15 protein-coding genes are annotated in these 16,080 nt (G+C 71.4%); 5 read left to right on the top strand and 10 right to left on the bottom strand.

The features are described from left to right. The 3 genes from ACWC5O_RS02430 to ACWC5O_RS02420 all read right to left on the bottom strand — a co-directional run bounded on the left by ACWC5O_RS02430 (position 1) and on the right by ACWC5O_RS02420 (position 2,402). Complete coding sequence (locus ACWC5O_RS02430) at positions 1 to 444, bottom strand: universal stress protein (RefSeq protein WP_450581976.1); 444 nt, start codon at positions 442 to 444, stop codon at positions 1 to 3. A 114-nt stretch (positions 445 to 558) separates the two neighbouring features. Further along, positions 559 to 1,212 carry a response regulator gene (locus ACWC5O_RS02425; RefSeq protein ID WP_450581978.1) on the bottom strand — a complete coding sequence of 218 codons (654 nt, stop codon included), beginning with the start codon at positions 1,210 to 1,212 and terminating at the stop codon, positions 559 to 561. Then, positions 1,209 to 2,402 (bottom strand): sensor histidine kinase, encoded by a 1,194-nt coding sequence (locus ACWC5O_RS02420; RefSeq protein ID WP_450581979.1) that lies wholly within the window; start codon positions 2,400 to 2,402, stop codon positions 1,209 to 1,211. The genes ACWC5O_RS02425 and ACWC5O_RS02420 overlap by 4 nt, the downstream gene beginning before the upstream one ends. Before the next feature lie 175 nt (positions 2,403 to 2,577). On the opposite strand from ACWC5O_RS02420, the gene ACWC5O_RS02415 reads away from it, so the two are divergent. After that, positions 2,578 to 3,138, top strand: a complete 561-nt coding sequence (locus tag ACWC5O_RS02415; RefSeq protein ID WP_450581981.1) for a GlcG/HbpS family heme-binding protein — start codon at positions 2,578 to 2,580, stop codon at positions 3,136 to 3,138. A 46-nt stretch (positions 3,139 to 3,184) separates the two neighbouring features. Beyond that, on the top strand, positions 3,185 to 3,655 hold the full coding sequence (locus ACWC5O_RS02410) for a hypothetical protein (RefSeq protein WP_450581982.1): 471 nt from the start codon (positions 3,185 to 3,187) through the stop codon (positions 3,653 to 3,655). Positions 3,656 to 3,719: 64 nt separating this feature from the next. Here ACWC5O_RS02410 and katG read toward each other — a convergent pair whose 3' ends face one another. The 5 genes from katG to ACWC5O_RS02385 form a co-directional block, all read right to left on the bottom strand. Further along, the gene (gene katG / locus ACWC5O_RS02405) at positions 3,720 to 5,909 is read right to left on the bottom strand and encodes a catalase/peroxidase HPI (protein ID WP_450581983.1); all 2,190 of its coding nucleotides are present in this window, start codon (positions 5,907 to 5,909) and stop codon (positions 3,720 to 3,722) included. A gap of 26 nt (positions 5,910 to 5,935) precedes the next feature. Then, the gene (locus ACWC5O_RS02400) at positions 5,936 to 6,379 is read right to left on the bottom strand and encodes a Fur family transcriptional regulator (RefSeq protein WP_145882408.1); all 444 of its coding nucleotides are present in this window, start codon (positions 6,377 to 6,379) and stop codon (positions 5,936 to 5,938) included. A gap of 188 nt (positions 6,380 to 6,567) precedes the next feature. Further along, complete coding sequence (locus tag ACWC5O_RS02395) at positions 6,568 to 7,692, bottom strand: abortive phage infection protein (RefSeq protein ID WP_450581985.1); 1,125 nt, start codon at positions 7,690 to 7,692, stop codon at positions 6,568 to 6,570. A gap of 307 nt (positions 7,693 to 7,999) precedes the next feature. Continuing rightward, the gene (locus tag ACWC5O_RS02390; protein WP_393478252.1) at positions 8,000 to 8,482 is read right to left on the bottom strand and encodes a GNAT family N-acetyltransferase; all 483 of its coding nucleotides are present in this window, start codon (positions 8,480 to 8,482) and stop codon (positions 8,000 to 8,002) included. A 2-nt stretch (positions 8,483 to 8,484) separates the two neighbouring features. Further along, entirely contained in the window at positions 8,485 to 9,858 is a 1,374-nt protein-coding gene (locus tag ACWC5O_RS02385; RefSeq protein ID WP_450780895.1) for a serine hydrolase domain-containing protein, read from the bottom strand. Positions 9,859 to 9,970: 112 nt separating this feature from the next. Between ACWC5O_RS02385 and ACWC5O_RS02380 the strand changes: the two genes are divergently transcribed. The 3 genes from ACWC5O_RS02380 (at position 9,971) to ACWC5O_RS02370 (ending at position 13,046) form a co-directional block, all read left to right on the top strand. Further along, positions 9,971 to 10,669, top strand: a complete 699-nt coding sequence (locus ACWC5O_RS02380) for a TetR/AcrR family transcriptional regulator C-terminal domain-containing protein (protein WP_450581987.1) — start codon at positions 9,971 to 9,973, stop codon at positions 10,667 to 10,669. 56 nt (positions 10,670 to 10,725) lie between these two features. Further along, complete coding sequence (locus tag ACWC5O_RS02375) at positions 10,726 to 11,655, top strand: hypothetical protein (protein WP_450581989.1); 930 nt, start codon at positions 10,726 to 10,728, stop codon at positions 11,653 to 11,655. Between the two features lie 203 nt (positions 11,656 to 11,858). Further along, positions 11,859 to 13,046, top strand: coding sequence for an acyltransferase family protein (locus tag ACWC5O_RS02370; RefSeq protein WP_450581991.1), 1,188 nt, complete (start codon positions 11,859 to 11,861; stop codon positions 13,044 to 13,046). 61 nt (positions 13,047 to 13,107) lie between these two features. Here ACWC5O_RS02370 and ACWC5O_RS02365 read toward each other — a convergent pair whose 3' ends face one another. Then, positions 13,108 to 13,341: a chaplin gene (locus ACWC5O_RS02365; RefSeq protein ID WP_393478241.1), complete on the bottom strand. Its 234-nt coding sequence runs from the start codon at positions 13,339 to 13,341 to the stop codon at positions 13,108 to 13,110. Between the two features lie 90 nt (positions 13,342 to 13,431). Next, the gene (locus tag ACWC5O_RS02360; protein WP_450581993.1) at positions 13,432 to 15,972 is read right to left on the bottom strand and encodes a discoidin domain-containing protein; all 2,541 of its coding nucleotides are present in this window, start codon (positions 15,970 to 15,972) and stop codon (positions 13,432 to 13,434) included. Positions 15,973 to 16,080 lie beyond the last annotated feature (108 nt).

Genomic DNA, 16,080 nt, shown 5'->3' with positions numbered 1-16,080 from the left:
TCAGGCCGTCCCGGGGCGCACGATCACCACCGGGCAGGTGGCGTGGTGCGTCACGTGCTGGCTGACGGAACCCAGCAGGGCACGGGCGAAACCGCCCCGCCCCCGGCTGCCGACGACCAGGCACTCGGCGCCCTCCGCGGCCCTGAGCAGGACGTCCGCGGGATTGCCGTGCACCACCAGCGGCCGTACCGGGGCGGCCGCCTCCGCTCCGAGCGCCTCGGTCAGTTCCCGCGTCATCCGTTCCCGGGCGTCCTCCTCGTCGACGTCCATGTCCACCGCGGGCCCCGACCAGCCGTACAGGCCAGGCAGCTCCCAGGCGGCAACGGCGTCCACGGTGCCGTCGATGAGCCCGGCGTAGCGCACGGCCCAGCGCAGGGCCGCGTACGAGGACGGCGACCCGTCGAGACCGGTCACGATACGGGGCCGGGATTCCTCCGTGTCCATGCGTCCACCTTTCTCGCGGCCAGCACACCGGCCTCACCGTTGGATCCCCCATGCCCCACGCTGCGCGAGGTCGGGCCGCGCCGCCACAGCAGAGCAGCCGGGGGCATGACGGCCTCAGGGCAGCAGCCGCTGTTCCTTGGCCACCGCCACGGCGCCCGCGCGGGTGTCGACGCCGAGCTTGTCGTAGATGCGGCGCAGGTGGGTCTTGACCGTGGCCTCGCTGATGTACAGGGCGCGGGCGATGCCGTGGTTGGGCAGGCCCTGGGCGAGGTGGGCGAGGATGTCGCGTTCCCGGGGAGTGAGGGCGGGGCGGGGGTTGCGCAGGCGGGACATGACGCGGTCGGCGACGGGCGGTGAGAGGGCGGGGCGGCCCTGGGCGGAGGCGTGGATCGCGGTGAAGAGGTCCTCGGCGCGCTCCGCCTTGAGCAGGTAGCCGGTGGCTCCGGCCTCGATGGCGCGGGTGACGTCCGCGTCGGTGTCGTACGTCGTCAGGACCAGGACGTGCGGGGCGGGGGCGAGGGCGCGCAGCCGGCGCGTGGCCTCCACGCCGTCCATGCCCTCGCCCAGCTGCAGGTCCATGAGCACGACGTCCGGCGTCGTCCTGCGGGCCAGCGCCAGCGCCTCCTCGCCGCTGCCGGCCTCGCCGACGACCTCGATGTCCGGGGCGCTGTGCAGGAGGGCCAGCAGGCCTGCGCGCACGACGGCGTGGTCGTCGCAGACGAGGATGCGGACGGGGGCCTTGGGGGCGGGCTCGGGTGTCCCGGTCATCTGGGCTCCAGCGGGATCGCGGCGGACAGGGCCGTGCCCTCGCCCGGTGCCGACTCGATGGTCAGGGTGCCGCCCAGCCGGCCCAGGCGGGCGCGGATGGCGGGGAGGCCGCGGCCGCGTCCTTCGGCTTCCGGGACCGTACCGGTGTCGAAGCCCCGGCCGTCGTCCGTCACGTCCAGGACGATCTGGTCGTCCAGGCAGGTCAGGGTGAGGGTCGCCGTCGTGGCGGCCGCGTGTTCGCGGACGTTGGCCAGGGCTCCCTGGGCGATGCGGAGCAGGGCGGACTCCACGGGGGCGGGCAGCGCGGCGGGCGGCGCGCCCTCCCCATGGACGCGGACCGTGAGCGTGGGCGTCGTCTCGCGCTCGGCGACCGCGCGCAGGGCCTGGAGCAGGCCACCGCCCTCGGCCAGGTCGGCCGGGGTCAGGTCGTGGACGAAGCGGCGGGCCTCGGCGAGGCTGCGCTCGGCGATCGACGCCGCCGTACGCACGTGGTCGCGGGCGGTGTCCGGGACGGTGTCCCAGAGGCGGTCCGCGGCCTGCAGGAGCATGCGCTGGCTGGACAGGCCCTGGGCGAGGGTGTCGTGGATCTCCCGGGCCAGCCGCTCGCGTTCGGCGAGGGTGCCCTCGCGGCGCTCGGTGGCGGCGAGTTCGCGGCGGGTGCGGACCAGGTCGTCGATCAGGGCGTCGCGGCGGGCGGACTGGCGCTGCATGACGACGTAGACGGTGGTGGCCACGGCGGCCACGGCCGGGGGTGCGAGCAGCACGTTGGGGTCCGGCCAGCCCGCGAGGCTCAGCTGGGCCGCGACGGCCAGCGCTGTCAGCAGCGCCACCAGTGAGATCGCTGCGCGCGCGGGGAGGGTGCGCAGGCCGGTGTAGAAGAGCGGGACCGCGCACCAGGCGAAGCTGGGCGCCAGGACCACGAGGAGCGCCCAGGTAGCCACCACCAGGCCCAGCCAGGCCAGCCGTCGCGGGGTGGGTCGGGTACCGAGGGCCGGGCCGAGCACGTACAGGACCGCCAGCAGAGCGGAGAGGGCGACGATCCAGGGGGTGCGCGGGCCCTCGGCGTGCCGGGCCAGGTAGCGGGCGAGGGACGCCGCGAGCAGCACGAAGAACGCCGTGTGCATGACGACGGTGAGGGCGCGGGTGTCGTCGCGTTCGGGCACGGCCACCGGTGACTCCTCCCTCTTCATCGCGCTGAGCTGGGCAAACACCCTCCATTGTTCCCTGGCCCCGCGCCTTGGGGGTCATCCGATCGGATGACCCCCAAGGCAACCGGTCCGTCGATCTCCTCGGGCCGGATCCGAGCCGAGGATCGGTACGGGAGCGACTCCGCCCCCGAATCCGACCGCAGAGAGGTCTTTCGTGATGCCCAGCCGCAAGAAGCCGTCCCGCCGTGCTCATGTCCTCGTCGGCGGCGCCGTTCTCGCCGTCGCCGGTGCCGGGGTCGTCGGTACGGTCGCCGCCAGCGCCGCCGACTCCACGGGCACCGTGCCCGCCGCCGTGTCGGCCCGCGACGGCAACCTCACCGAGAGCACGCACCTGACACTCGACGCGGCCACGAAGGCGGCGCAGGCCGCGGTGGACGCCGCCGAGAAGGACAGCCGGCAGGTGTCGGTGGCCGTCGTCGACCGCAACGGGAACACCCTGGTCACCCTGCGCGGCGACGGCGCCGGACCGCAGTCGTACGAGTCCGCCGAGCGCAAGGCGTTCACCGCGGTGTCCTGGAACGCGCCCACGTCCGAGCTGGCCAAGCGGCTGGAGCAGGCGCCGAACCTGAAGGACATCCCGGGCACGCTGTTCCTCGGGGGCGGCGCTCCGGTGACCGCCAAGGGTGCACCGGTCGCGGGCATCGGCGTCGCGGGCGCCCCGTCGGGCGACCTGGACGAGCGCTACGCCCGGGCGGGCGTGGCGGCGCTGGGCCGCTGACACAGGCCCGGGACACCCGCCGTACGGTGCGGCTAGGGTCCGTCCGGTGAGTGACTACTACGACTTGTTCCTGGCCGTGGATCTCCGGCCGGACCTGCCCGAAGCGTTCCTGCGGGAACTTGCCTGGCTGGTCGGACGGGCCGACCCGCCGCCGGCCTTCGAGTCGGCGGACTGGGCGGTCTGGGGTGAACCCTGGCAGGTGCTGGCCGGTGGGGAGGCGAGCCACTCCTTCGACGGGGCGGACACCTCCCTGCTGGTCAGGGCCGCGAGCAGACAGGACGCGGACGGCCGGGTCCCGTGGGCCCTGACCGTCCGGGTCTGCATCCACGAGGACGAGTTCGGGGTGCTGATGGAGGTTCTGGAGTGGGTGCTCCGGGAAGCGGTCACGGAGGGCTGGGCGGGGTTCCTGCGCGACTCCGGGCCGGGGGGCGTCCAGCACATCGTGCGTTCCCGCGCCGGGTTCGAGATCGTCGACATGCGCACGGCCGGCCGGCAGATCCAGGTGTCCTGGGCGTAGGGACGGCGAAGGCGCCCGGGCCGGCCCGCAGCGGGGCCGGTCCGGACGCCTTCAGGGGTGTCGGTCAGACGAGGTCGAACCGGTCGAGGTTCATGACCTTGCCGAACGCGGCGGCGAAGTCCTTGACGAACTTCTCCTTCGCGTCGTCCGCGGCGTAGACCTCGGCGAGCGCGCGCAGCTCGGAGTTCGAGCCGAAGACCAGGTCGGCACGGGTGCCGGTCCACTTGACCTCGCCGGTCGCGTCGTCGCGGCCCTCGAAGGTGGTCTGGTCCTGCGAGGTGGACTTCCACGTCGTGCCCAGGTCGAGCAGGTTGACGAAGAAGTCGTTGGTCAGCTTGCCCGGGGCGTCGGTGAGGACGCCGTGCGAGGTCTGCTGGTGGTTGGCGCCGAGGACGCGCAGGCCGCCGACGAGGACGGTCATCTCGGGCGCGCTCAGGCCCAGCAGGTTCGCCTTGTCGAGCAGCAGGTACTCGGCCGGCAGGCGGTTGCCCTTGCCGACGTAGTTGCGGAAGCCGTCGGCGGCGGGCTCCAGCGCGGCGAAGGACTCCGCGTCGGTGTGCTCCGCCGTGGCGTCCACCCGGCCCGGCGTGAAGGGCACCTCGACGTCGTGACCGGCGTCCTTGGCAGCCTTCTCCACGGCGGCGACGCCGCCGAGGACGATCAGGTCGGCCACGGAGACCTTCTTGGCGCCGGAGTTGAACTCCGCCTGGATGCCCTCCAGGACGCGCAGCACCTGCGCGAGCTGGTCGGGCTCGTTGACCTCCCAGCCGGCCTGCGGCTGCAGGCGGATGCGGGCGCCGTTGGCACCGCCGCGCTTGTCGCTGTTGCGGAACGTCGAGGCCGACGCCCACGCGGTGGACACCAGCTGGGACACGGACAGGCCCGAGTCGAGCAGCTTGGCCTTCAGGGCAGCGACGTCGGCGGCGTCGATGACCTCGCCCTCGGCCTGCGGCAGCGGGTCCTGCCACAGCAGGGTCTCCTCCGGGACCTCCGGGCCGAGGTACAGCGACTTCGGGCCCATGTCACGGTGGGTCAGCTTGTACCAGGCGCGGGCGAAGGCGTCCGCGAACTCCTCGGGGTTCTCGTAGAAGCGGCGCGAGATCTGCTCGTAGACCGGGTCGAAGCGCAGCGACAGGTCGGTGGTGAGCATCGTCGGGAGGTGCTTCTTCGACGCGTCGTGCGCGTCGGGGATGATCGCCTCGGCGTTCTTCGCCACCCACTGGTGGGCACCGGCCGGGCTCTGCGTGAGCTCGTACTCGTACTCGAAGAGGTTCTTGAAGAAGCCGTTGCCCCACTGGGTCGGCGTGGCGGTCCAGGTGACCTCCAGGCCGGACGTGATCGCGTCGCCGCCCTTGCCGGTGCCGTAGGTGCTCGCCCAGCCCAGGCCCTGCTGCTCGATCGGGGCGGCCTCGGGCTCGGGGCCGACGTTCTCGGCCGGGCCGGCGCCGTGGGTCTTGCCGAAGGTGTGGCCACCGGCGATGAGGGCGACGGTCTCCTCGTCGTTCATCGCCATGCGGCGGAAGGTCTCACGGATGTCGCGGGCCGCGGCGATCGGGTCCGGGTTGCCGTTCGGGCCCTCCGGGTTGACGTAGATCAGGCCCATCTGGACCGCGCCGAGCGGGTTCTCCAGCTCGCGGTCGCCGGTGTAGCGCTGGTCGTCGAGCCAGATCTGCTCAGGACCCCAGTAGACGTCCTCCTCCGACTCCCACACGTCCGCACGGCCACCGCCGAAGCCGAAGGTCTTGAAGCCCATCGACTCCAGCGCCACGTTGCCGGCGAGGATCATGAGGTCGGCCCAGGACAGGCTCTTGCCGTACTTCTTCTTCACCGGCCACAGCAGGCGGCGGGCCTTGTCGAGGTTGCCGTTGTCCGGCCAGCTGTTGAGGGGGGCGAAGCGCTGCTGGCCGGCGCCGGCGCCACCACGGCCGTCGCTGATGCGGTAGGTGCCCGCGCTGTGCCAGGCCATGCGGATCATCAGCGGGCCGTAGTTGCCGAAGTCGGCGGGCCACCAGTCCTGGGAGTCGGTGAGCACCTCGGCGATGTCCCGCTTCACGGCGGGGAGGTCGAGGTTCTTGAAGGCCTCGGCGTAGTCGAACTCCTCACCGAGCGGGTTGGCCACGGCCGGGTTCTTGGCAAGGATCTTCAGGTTGAGCCGCTCCGGCCACCACTGGCGGTTCCCGCCGCCCTGGGTCGGGTGCGCGGCACGGTCGTGCGCGACCGGGCACTTCGCCTCGGCAGGGGTGTTCTCGGACATGGAGGAATCCTTCCGAACTGAGGGGTTCACGGTGCTGCGGTAGCGGCGCTGGAACAGTCGGGGCACAGGCCCCAGTAGATGACCTCGGCCTCGTCGATCGAAAAGCCGCGGTCGTCGGCCGCGGTCAGACAGGGGGCGTGGCCGACCGCGCAGTCGACGTCGGCGACGACGCCGCACGACCGGCACACGAGGTGGTGGTGGTTGTCCCCGACGCGTCCCTCGAACCGGGCCGGGCTGCCGGGCGGTTCGATGCGGCGTACGAGTCCGGCCGCGGTGAGCGCGTGGAGCGCCTCGTACACGGCCTGGACGGAGATGTGGCCCACACGGTCGCGTACGCCGGACGTGATCGCCTCTACATCGAGGTGATCGCCGTGGCGGACGGTCTCGAGCAGTGCGACCCGGGCGGCCGTCACCCGCAGGCCGGCACCGCGCAGCTCCTCGGCGGTGGTCGGAGTCTGGGATGCGGTCATGACCCCGAACCTACCCTCATAAACACGAGAGATTCAAGAAAACGAACGATGCAATTCTGGCCACATGTCGTCGGCCGGATTCCGACCGGTGGGCACGGACGCATCATCCGGCCGCGAGTCCGGGACCACCGCGCGCCGAGCCGAGGGGTCCCCCGAACGTGTGAGCGCGCGGTTCCGGGTCCTGTGCGTCAGCCCCAGGACGCCTCGCTCGCGTACCGGCGGGCCAGGGCGTGGAAGGCCTGCTTGGGTTCCCGGTGCCGAGGGGAGGCAGGGTCGAACGGGCGGTCCTCGAGCGTCTTGGTGATGGCGTAGCTCGCCAGGTCGAGGTCGTGCCGGGGATCGCCGGGGCGGTGCGGGGCGTCGAGGGCCACGAACTCGAAGGCCATCGCCGCGTACAGGTCCATCGAGGAGAAGACGTCGAGGAGCCGCATGAGGTAGTCGGCCTGGGTGCGCTCGCAGCGGACCAGATCGCCCTTGATCTCCTCGGGGTGCTTGTCCCGGTCGACGATGTTCCAGCCCATGCCCCGGGTCTCGGGCGCGCCGACGTAGGCGCAGGTGCCGAACTCGGTGATCGCCAGCGGTTTGCCCCAGCGCAGGTAGCTGCGCAGCTCCCGTACGTAGTCGGCGCGGCGCGGGAAGTACGAGTAGTAGTCGATGCCGATGATGTCGAAGAGCCGCCAGTCGACCGTGTCCTCCTGGGCGGCCGCGTAGCTGAGCCGGCCGTGGAAGACGGAGCGGCCGACCGCGGCCGCCTTGGCCGTGAAGCGGTCCAGCAGGCGTTGCATCCTGACGGGGTCGACCTTGCCGTCCAGCAGGTTCTGGATGCGTTCGAAGACGGTGTCGCCGGGAACGATGCCGGGTACGAACAGCCAGAACTCGCAGCCCACGCTGAGGTCGACGCTCGCGCCCTGCCGGCGCAGCCGCTCCGCGAACCGGCCTGTCTCGGCGAGGTGGTCCAGGATGTCCCGTTCGGGGACGTCGCCGAGGGTCGGCTGCAGCCAGATGTGCATGCCCCGCTCGGCGGCCTCCGCGGCGGTGGCCGTGAGCCGCTCCACGCCGTCGCCGGTGACGTCCACGGTGTCCGCGTGCAGCTCGTCGCGGATGGCGCGGATGTCCTTGCGCATCCGGGCCGTCCGAAAGCCGGTGGCCGGTGACTCGCCCTCGCCGACGGTGTAGACGACACCCCGGTGGCGCAGTCCCTGCCGCCTCTCCCCCGCGTGGGCCGTGCTCGCGGTGAGCGCCGTCGCGGCGAGCCCGGCGGACGCCATCCCGGCGAGGAACTGTGCGCGGTTGATCCCTTGGTTCTTCTCCATACGCCCACCCTGTCGGGCGCGCACCCGCCGGCGCCGTCCCCCGATGGTCTACGACGAGGGGCCGAAGGGAGCGGACCGGTCGGCGAAAGTCGCGCCGGGCGTTGCGGGATGGCCGGACGCACTCAAGGCCCTGAACCTCAGGCACTCCGGGATGCGCGAGCAGCCGTAGGTCGGCGTGTGGTACGTCGGCATCCCGGAGCACTCGGGCCTCGGCCACCGGGGTCCGCGGAGATCTCCGCGGCGATCGTCGGCCGTGAGTCGGTCGACCATGCGCCGGCGAGGGCCCGGCTGTCGGCGGAGGACGTGGTCAAGTGCGGCGGCCACCGGGGCTGAGGTGCGGGAGCCGCAACCGGAAGACCATGCGGTCGACGCCCGGGCCGTCGTGGTCGCGGACGGGGCCGGTCACCGTGAAGCCCATCGCGGTGTGGAAAGCGATGGAGCGCTCGTTCTGCGGAGAGGTGATCGCCCTCACCTCGGTACGGTGCCCGGCCGCGGCCATGTCGAAGAACCGCTCGTACAGGCCACGGGCCAACCCGTCACCGCGGGCCCGTGGCGCCACTCCGACGAAGTGGATGTACGCGGCATCGGGCACCGACGGGGACATCAGCCCGACCAGGAACCCGGCCAGGCCGTCGCCGTCCTCGGCGACCAGGCTCGTGCGATGGAAGTGGTCCAGGAACAGCCGGGGCAGAACCGAGCGGATGGGTCGCTCCCACCACTCGTCCACCACCGCGATGATGCGGTCGTAGTCCTCGGGTTCGGCCTGCCGGACATGCGCGCTCTGTTTCATGATCACGCACCCTTGGCCCGGCTGAAGAGCCGGCCGGCCAGGTCGACACCGATGACCGCGCCGTCGCCGTCCAGGGTGAAGAAACCGCGCTGCCCCTTCAGGCCGCCTTCGGTGATGATGTATTCGTGCCCGTCGCCCGGCAGGAAGCCCATGGCGGCCGGCGGGTAGTCCGGTGGCATCTCGGTCTGCGAGGCCGCACGGATCTCCGGCTTGATCCCGACCGCGAGCGTGATCCCGGACCCGTCGGTGGCGATGTCCAGGTTCATGGCGTCGATCTCGTACCGGCCGGCGACCGCCCGGGCCTGTGCCGCGTCGTACGGCACCGGCTCCGGATCCCGCTCCACCACGCCGAGGTGGTGCTCGAGGGCCCAGCGTGCGACGGCCTGGTTGAACTGGTAGCCGTCCGGACCCGAGTTGGCCAGGGAGACGACGGCGAAGTTCCGTTCGGGCACGAGGAGCAGCTCGGCGAACTGGCCGTTGCCCGAGCCGCCGTGGCCGATCGTGCGGACGCCGTCCACCCCGCGCAGGAACCAGCAGATGCCGAAGCCGTCCCCGAGCGTGCTGCCGCGCAGTTCGACCGTCTGCGTCCGCATGGCTCGCAGCGCCTCGGCGGACACCACACCGTCTCCGGCACCGAGGTGGAAACGGGCCCAGCGCAGCAGGTCGGCGGCGCAGGACACCATGCCGCCGCCCGGGTTGTTGCCGCGCGCACCCGCCTTGAACGCCTTCCACGGCCGCGCGGTCCGCAGGGCCCCGTCCTCGTCGCGGTTGTACCCCACGGCGAACGGCCGGATCATGACGTCGTCCAGGTCGAAGAACGTGTTCGACAGCCCCAGCGGCTCCAGGACCAGCGCGGCCACGGCCTGCTCGAAGTCCTGGCCCGTGACCTTCTCGATCACCCGCCCGGCCAGGTTGTACCCGGCCTGGCTGTACGAGGCCCGGGTGCCGGGCGGCGCGATCATCTCCAGCTCGGCCATCTTGGCCACGAACGCCGCCAGCGAGGTGTCGTCCCCGTCGGCGTCGATCAGGTTCCAGTCGAGCCCCGCGGTGTGGTTGAGCAGGTTCAGCACGGTGATCTTTTCCGCGGCCGACTCGTCGACGAGCTTCAGCTCGGGAACGTACCGGCGCACCGGCGCGGTCAGCTCCACCTTGCCCTGCTCCGCCAGGCGCATGAGCGCGGTGGCGGTGACGGTCTTGGTGACGGACGCGACCGGGAACAGTGTCCTCTCGTCGACGGGCAGCGGCTGACCGAGGCTGGTCACGCCGTGGGAGACGTACACCTCCTGACCGTCCATCAGCACCCCGACGGACACACCGGGAATGCCGAACTCCTCGGCCGTCGCCGCTACGAACTCCGACAGCGCATCCTGCGACATCGTCATCTTCTCCCCGTGACCTTGACTTGAACTTAGTGCAATGGAGCCTAGACGGCTTCCCGAACTAAGTGCAAGTAGGTGACTTGAACTAAGTTCACCTACACTTGCGACCATGCCGCGAGACACCCTGACCGCAGACCAGATCGTCCGTGCCGCCATCGAGTTGCTGGACGAGGGCGGACTGGACGGGCTCAACATGCGCAGCCTGGGGCAGCGACTCGACTCGGCCGCTACCGCGATCTACTGGCACATCAAGACCAAGGACGACCTGGTCAGGCTCGCCGGGGACGCGATCTGGGACGAGGTCGAGCTGCCCGAGCTCGACACCACCGACTGGCGGTCGGCCGCCGTCGCCACGGCGGCCGGCATGCACGCGATGCTCCTGCGGCACCCGTGGCTCGGTCAGGCGTTCGGCAGCCATCTCCTGTACGGCCCTCACAAGTCGCGCTACGACGACCACGCCCTCGCCCTCTACGAGAAGGCCGGTTTCACCGCCGCCGACGCCGATCGGGCGGCCGCCACGGTGTTCGTCTTCGTCCTCGGCAGCGCCTTGGGCTCCGCCGCACAGGTCTCCCTCACCCGCCGCCTGAACAGGGGCGGCGGGGACGCCGAGGAGCAGCTGGCGGCCGCCATGGCCCAGGCCGGCGAGATCGCGATGGGCTTCCCACGACTGCGTGAGCGCCTCGGCACACAGGCTGCCACCGACTACTCGGCGGCACCCGAGGACACCTTCGCGTTCGGCCTCCGATGCATCCTCGACGGCTTCGAGGCCCGCCTCGCCGACCTTACGGACGACACATACCGCGCATAAAGCCCATCGGGTGGGAGACTCGGACTCCGTAGCGGGGGTGCTCGAGAGGGACTCCGATGGATCTCGACGCGGTCGCCGATGAGCTGTACGGGCTGCGGCCGGAGGAGTTCGTCGCCGCCCGCGACCGGTATGCCGCGCAGGCCCGTACGTCCGGCGAGCGGGACCTCGCCGAGGAGATCGCCGCGTTGCGGCGCCCGAGCCTGGCCGCGTGGGCCTGCAATCTCCTGGTCCGCAGACTGCCCGACGAGGTCCAGCCGCTGCTCGGGCTCGGTGCGGAGCTGCGCCGGGCACATCGCGAACTGGACGGTCCGCAGCTGCGCCTGCTCGCCCGCAGACAGCGTGAGGTGATCGGTGCGCTCGGGCGCCAGGCGCGGCGGCTGGCCGCCGAGGCGGGTCATCCGGTCGGTGAGGGCGTTCAGCGCGAGGTCGAGGAGACCCTGCACGCCGTCCTCGCCGACCCGGAGGCCGCCCGGGAGTGGGCGGCGGGCCGGCTGGTGAAGCCGCTCGGCGCGGCGACCGGGTTCCCGGACGCCGACGCGGCTGCCGTCGGGCGCCGCCCCGCGCCCGCGCCGAAGCCGAAGCCGAAGGCCATGCGACGCGGCGGCGGCGAGGAGCGCCGCCGGCAGCTCGCCGAGGCCCGCGCGCAGGCCCGGGACGCCGAGCGAGAGCTGCGTGCCCTGCAGGCGGAGGCGGCGGCCGCCGAAACGGAGGCGGTGGAGGCTGCCCGGCGGTCGGCCGAGGCGGAGGAGCGGCTGCGGGAGCTCCGGGAGAAGGCGCGGCGCGTCCAGGAGGAGCAGGAGCGGGCCCGCGCCGACGAGCAGAGCGCCCGTGAGTGGGCGCGCAGGGCCGACCGGGATGTACGCGAGGCCGGGCGCCGCGCCCGGGCAGCGGCCGCGCGGATCGAACGACTGGCCGAGGACGCCGAGGACCAGCAGTCGCACGGCACCGGCCGGAACTCACCTCGCAAGGCGAGGAGTTCACCGTGAGCCCGCACCATCCCGCAGCGATCGACGGGAGATGCCTTGACCGTTCACTCTTAAGGGTGCACCAGGTCCGGCCGTCCGTGGCATACCGCGGGTACCGTCGTTCGGCAGCAGTGTGATGTTTGCAACGCGATGTGATGGAGAGGGGGCGAACGGGCAACGCTCCCCTTCATGCCCCACGCGAACCTCCTGCGGCAGGTGATTGGATGAGCACGGCGACGACCCGGGCGCCCCGGACGCCGTCCGTACGAACCGACGCATCCACGGCCTCGCCGAGATCCTCCCCGCCCGCCGCCATGTCCTCCCTGCCGTCCCTCACCGGGCTGCGCTGGGTCGCGGCGCTGCTGGTGTTCGGACTGCACGTGAACAACTTCGGCTACTTCGGAGGCCACCCCGGTCGCATCGTGACCTGGGCGTTCGGGGCCGGCGCCACGGGCGTGTCGTTCTTCTTCGTGCTGTCCGGTTTCGTGCTGACGTGGTCCGCGCGGCCGCGTGACCGTGCGCTCGCCTTCTGGCGGCGGCGCATCGCGCGGATCTACCCGGTGCACCTGGTCACCCTGGCCGTCGCGTTCGTGATGACGTACACGCTGGCCCATCAGCCGAAGCCGACGCCCAAGCAGGCGCTGGCCAACGTCTTCCTGCTGCACTCCTGGTGGCGCCCCTGGTGGCAGACGCTGAACCCGGTCAGCTGGTCGCTGGCCTGCGAGGCGTTCTTCTACGCGGCCTTCCCGCTGCTGATCCTGCTGCTGCGCCGGCTGGGCGCACGAGGCGCGACGGTGCTCGGCGGACTCTCGGTGGTGGCGGTACTGGTCCTGGCCCGGGCGGACGCACACCACTGGATGGACGAGTCGATCTACTCCCTGCCGGCCGCCCGCCTGCCGGAGTTCGTCCTGGGCGCCGTCACGGCCAGGCTGGTGCTGCTCGGCCGCTGGCGCGGGCCCGGCCTCGAGGCCTCGCTGGCCCTGGCGATCATCGGTTACTTCCTGGTCCCGCAGGTCACACCCGGCTACTCCGCCACCGTCTGCACCATCGCCGGGTTCACCCTGCTCATCCCGGCCGCGGCGGTCGCGGATGCGCACGGGCTGCCCTCGCTGTGGCGGCACCGTCGGATGGTGCGGCTGGGGGAACTGTCGTTCGCCTTCTACATGATCCACCTGCTGGTCCTGCGCGCGGGCACCAACCTGCTCGGCACGAAGCCGCACTTCGGGGTCCTGGCCGGCCTGGCGGTCACCACCGCCGCCTTCGCCCTCTCCCTCGGGCTGTCCTGGCTCCTGTACGAGGCGGTGGAACGCCCGGCGAGACGCCTGCTGCTGCGCCGCCGACGCACCGGCACGCCCGCTCAACAGGAGGACGCCCCGCCCTCCAGGCGTGAGGCTCCGGCGGCGCGTGACTGAGCCGGTCCGGACAGCCGTGCGCCGGCCCCCCCCTCGGCAGGGACCGGCGCACGGGACCGTTTCAGCCGTTGGTGCAGGTGTTGGCGAGGGCCGGGTTCAGCAGCCCGATGATGTCGATGGTGTCGCCACACAGGTTGGCGTCGAGGTCGACCGGGATCTGGATGACGTTGCCGGAGAGGACGCCAGGGCTGTCGGTGGCGACGCCGACCGGGTTCGGATCGGCCGCATAGGCGGCCGTCGTGCCGGCCAGGGCAAGGGCACCTGCGAGAACTGCTGTGGTAGCAAAGCTGCGCATACGCATGAGTTGCCTCACTGGTTGACGTAGGGACCCTTCCATCTCAGCGGCAAGGGACGGCGGCCGCCCGCTCTGGTACGCCGTTCGGGACTACGGGAACCGGGTGACCTTGGAGGGGACGGTGTCCGTTCCCGAGGTGGGGGCTCCCGTGGTGTTGACGACGTGGGCGTACTGGCCCTTGCCACCGAGGGAGATCACCAGCAGGTCGTGCATCCTGATGCCTGCCGTGGTCGGGACCTGGAAGCCGTGGGCCTGGACGATCGAGGGATCGGCCGTGTAGTTGCAGTAGCTGCCCAGCCCCCATGCCTCGTGCGTGGTGACGGAGTCCGCGACCTTGTAGGCCGCGTAGCCGACGATGCCGTCGTGGGTGATGGCGGCGGCGTTCGGGGCGTCGTACGCCTTCTCGTTCTGGAAGAAGATCGTCCGGCCGCGTTCTCCGTTCCAGTACACGTCGTACTTGTTGAAGTGTTCGACGAACAGGCCCGTGGCGAGGACGTCGTCGCCGTTGACGCGCAGGCCGTAGTCGGCGCGGTTGGAGTCCCAGCCGACGCCGCTGCCGTGGTCGGCGCGCCAGATCCAGGTGTGGTCGATGACGACGTCGTTGCTGTTGACCACCACGGAGTCGGTGGCGAGGCCGGGTCCGGCGCCGCCGATGCGGACGAACACGTCCTGCATGGTGGTGGGGTTGGCGGAGTGGTCGGCGGTGGAGCCGGGGGTGCCGATCCGCAGGAGCGTGTCGGAGTTGACGGGGCCCGCGTCGATCAGGAATCCGGCCAGCTTGACTCCGTCGACGTCGGCCACGTGCATCGCGTCGATGCCGCCGTCCGGGACGAGGGTGGCGAGGCCGAGGCCGAGGACGACGGTGTTGGCGCGGGTGATGTCGATGGTCTGGTCGAGGTGGTAGACGCCGGGTGTGAAGAGGAGGTTGAGGCCCTGGGCGAGGGCCTGGTTGATGGTGGCGGCGGTGGCGCCCGGCTTGACGACGTAGAACTGGTCGAGCGGGAGGGACGTGCCCGCATCGGCCGGCCAGGAGACTCCGCGGACGTTGGTGCGCTTGGCCGGGACGAAGACTTTGTAGGTGGAGCCGTCGAGATAGAGGAACGGCTTCTCCCGCGAGACGGGTGTCGTGTCCAGGGTGGTGTACGGACCGCTGTCGAAGTTGGTCGCCGGTGCGCCCTGGACGCCGGAGAAGGTCATGTTCCAGACCCCGTTGGTCCAGCCGCCGACCGAGCTGTCGCGGGTGTACCACTGCTGCTGGGAGTACGGCCCGACCGTGCCGTCGATCTTCGAGTCGGCGATGTAGCCGCCGGAGGCCCAGCCGTAACCGTTCGGGGCAAGGTTGAGGCCGCCCTGGACGTGGATACGGCGGAAGGGCGCCGCCTGGGCGACCGCCCAGCGGTCCGTGCCGTTGGACGGCTTGATGGCGAGGTTCTCCGCCGAACGCCAGAAGTTCTGGGTGGCGTTGCCGTTGAACCAGCCCGCGTCCACCGTGACGTCGCCGTTGATCCGGGTGTCGTCGGGGTTCAGGCCGAGACCGGAGATGGAGGTGTAGAAGCCGATCTGGGCGTTGATGCCGTCGTAGGTGCCGGGCTTGAGCAGGAACTGGTAGCGCCCGGTGCCGAACTGGCTGGACTCCTGCTGGGCGAAGACGTCGTCGAACTTCTTCTGGAGATCGGGGGTCGAGGGGTCGACGACGATCACGTTCGGACCGAGGTCGCCGCCGCCCTGGACCGGCGGGGTGCCGGTGGAGCCGGTGTGTACGGCGACCTCCCACAGCGAGTAGCCGTAGCCGGTGCCGCGTGCGGTGCCGTTGATCCGGAGGTAGCGGCCGGAGCCGCTGACGTCGTAGGAGGCGGTGCCACCGCTCGCGCCGGTGACGCTCTTGAGGGTGCTCCAGCTCTGGCCGTCGGCGGAGGCCTGGATCTGGAAGTCCTTGCCGTACGCCGTCTCCCAGTTCAGCTCGACCTTGCACAGGTCCTTGACCGAGCCGAGGTCCACCTGGAGCCACTGCGGGTCCGAGGCCTGGCTGGACCAGCGGGTTCCGGTGTCGCCGTCGAAGGCGGCGGAGGCGGGGGTGCCGGCGTTCTCGGTGGAGGAGGCGGTGGCCGGCCTGCCCTGTGCGGCGTTCGCGGTGCCGCAGGCGGGCTGGGTGCCGCTCGTCGAGCCGAACACCTGGAACTCCCAGAGGGAGTAGCCCCATTGGGTCGCGCGGTGCACACCCAGCATGCGGACGTAGCGGCCCTGCCCGGACACGTCGAGGGTGTCGACTCCTCCGTCGGAGCCGGTGACGGACTTCAGGTCGGTCCAACTGGTCCCGTCCGTGGATATCTGGACCTTGTAGTCCTTGCCGTAGGCGGTCTCCCAGTTCAGGACCACCTGGGTGACCGAGGCGGTGGCGCCCAGGTCGACCTGGAACCACTGGTCGTCGGCTGCGGCCGAGGACCAGCGGGTACCGGAGTCGCCGTCGAGGGCCTGGGCCGCGGCGGTGCCGTAGTTCTCCTCGGAGGACGCTGTGGCCGTCTTCCCCTGTGACAGCGGGGTGTCGGCCGCGGCGGCCGGTGGATGGGTGGTGGGCAGGGCGATCAGCGCTGCCGTGGCGGCGAGCGCGATGCCCAGGGATCTCACTCTCATGTGGCGGCTCCATGCGGCTGCGGAGGTCAAGAAGCTGACCCCATGGCTTAGTTCATGTTTTGATTTAAGTGGTGAGCCAACTGGGCGACAAGCCTTCGGAAGTCAAAA

This window comes from Streptomyces sp. NPDC001450 (assembly GCF_053597295.1).
The sequence above is the reverse complement of the archived record's forward strand: the minus strand, read 5'-3'. Positions and strand labels throughout refer to the sequence as shown.

Coding starts and splice junctions, on each gene's coding strand:
- ACWC5O_RS02430 (WP_450581976.1), bottom strand. CDS start 444: ATGGACACGGAGGAATCCCGGCCCCGTATCGTGACCGGTCTCGACGGG.
- ACWC5O_RS02425 (WP_450581978.1), bottom strand. CDS start 1,212: ATGACCGGGACACCCGAGCCCGCCCCCAAGGCCCCCGTCCGCATCCTC.
- ACWC5O_RS02420 (WP_450581979.1), bottom strand. CDS start 2,402: ATGAAGAGGGAGGAGTCACCGGTGGCCGTGCCCGAACGCGACGACACC.
- ACWC5O_RS02415 (WP_450581981.1), top strand. CDS start 2,578: ATGCCCAGCCGCAAGAAGCCGTCCCGCCGTGCTCATGTCCTCGTCGGC.
- katG (WP_450581983.1), bottom strand. CDS start 5,909: ATGTCCGAGAACACCCCTGCCGAGGCGAAGTGCCCGGTCGCGCACGAC.
- ACWC5O_RS02400 (WP_145882408.1), bottom strand. CDS start 6,379: ATGACCGCATCCCAGACTCCGACCACCGCCGAGGAGCTGCGCGGTGCC.
- ACWC5O_RS02395 (WP_450581985.1), bottom strand. CDS start 7,692: ATGGAGAAGAACCAAGGGATCAACCGCGCACAGTTCCTCGCCGGGATG.
- ACWC5O_RS02390 (WP_393478252.1), bottom strand. CDS start 8,482: ATGAAACAGAGCGCGCATGTCCGGCAGGCCGAACCCGAGGACTACGAC.
- ACWC5O_RS02385 (WP_450780895.1), bottom strand. CDS start 9,858: ATGTCGCAGGATGCGCTGTCGGAGTTCGTAGCGGCGACGGCCGAGGAG.
- ACWC5O_RS02380 (WP_450581987.1), top strand. CDS start 9,971: ATGCCGCGAGACACCCTGACCGCAGACCAGATCGTCCGTGCCGCCATC.
- ACWC5O_RS02375 (WP_450581989.1), top strand. CDS start 10,726: ATGGATCTCGACGCGGTCGCCGATGAGCTGTACGGGCTGCGGCCGGAG.
- ACWC5O_RS02370 (WP_450581991.1), top strand. CDS start 11,859: ATGAGCACGGCGACGACCCGGGCGCCCCGGACGCCGTCCGTACGAACC.
- ACWC5O_RS02365 (WP_393478241.1), bottom strand. CDS start 13,341: ATGCGCAGCTTTGCTACCACAGCAGTTCTCGCAGGTGCCCTTGCCCTG.
- ACWC5O_RS02360 (WP_450581993.1), bottom strand. CDS start 15,972: ATGAGAGTGAGATCCCTGGGCATCGCGCTCGCCGCCACGGCAGCGCTG.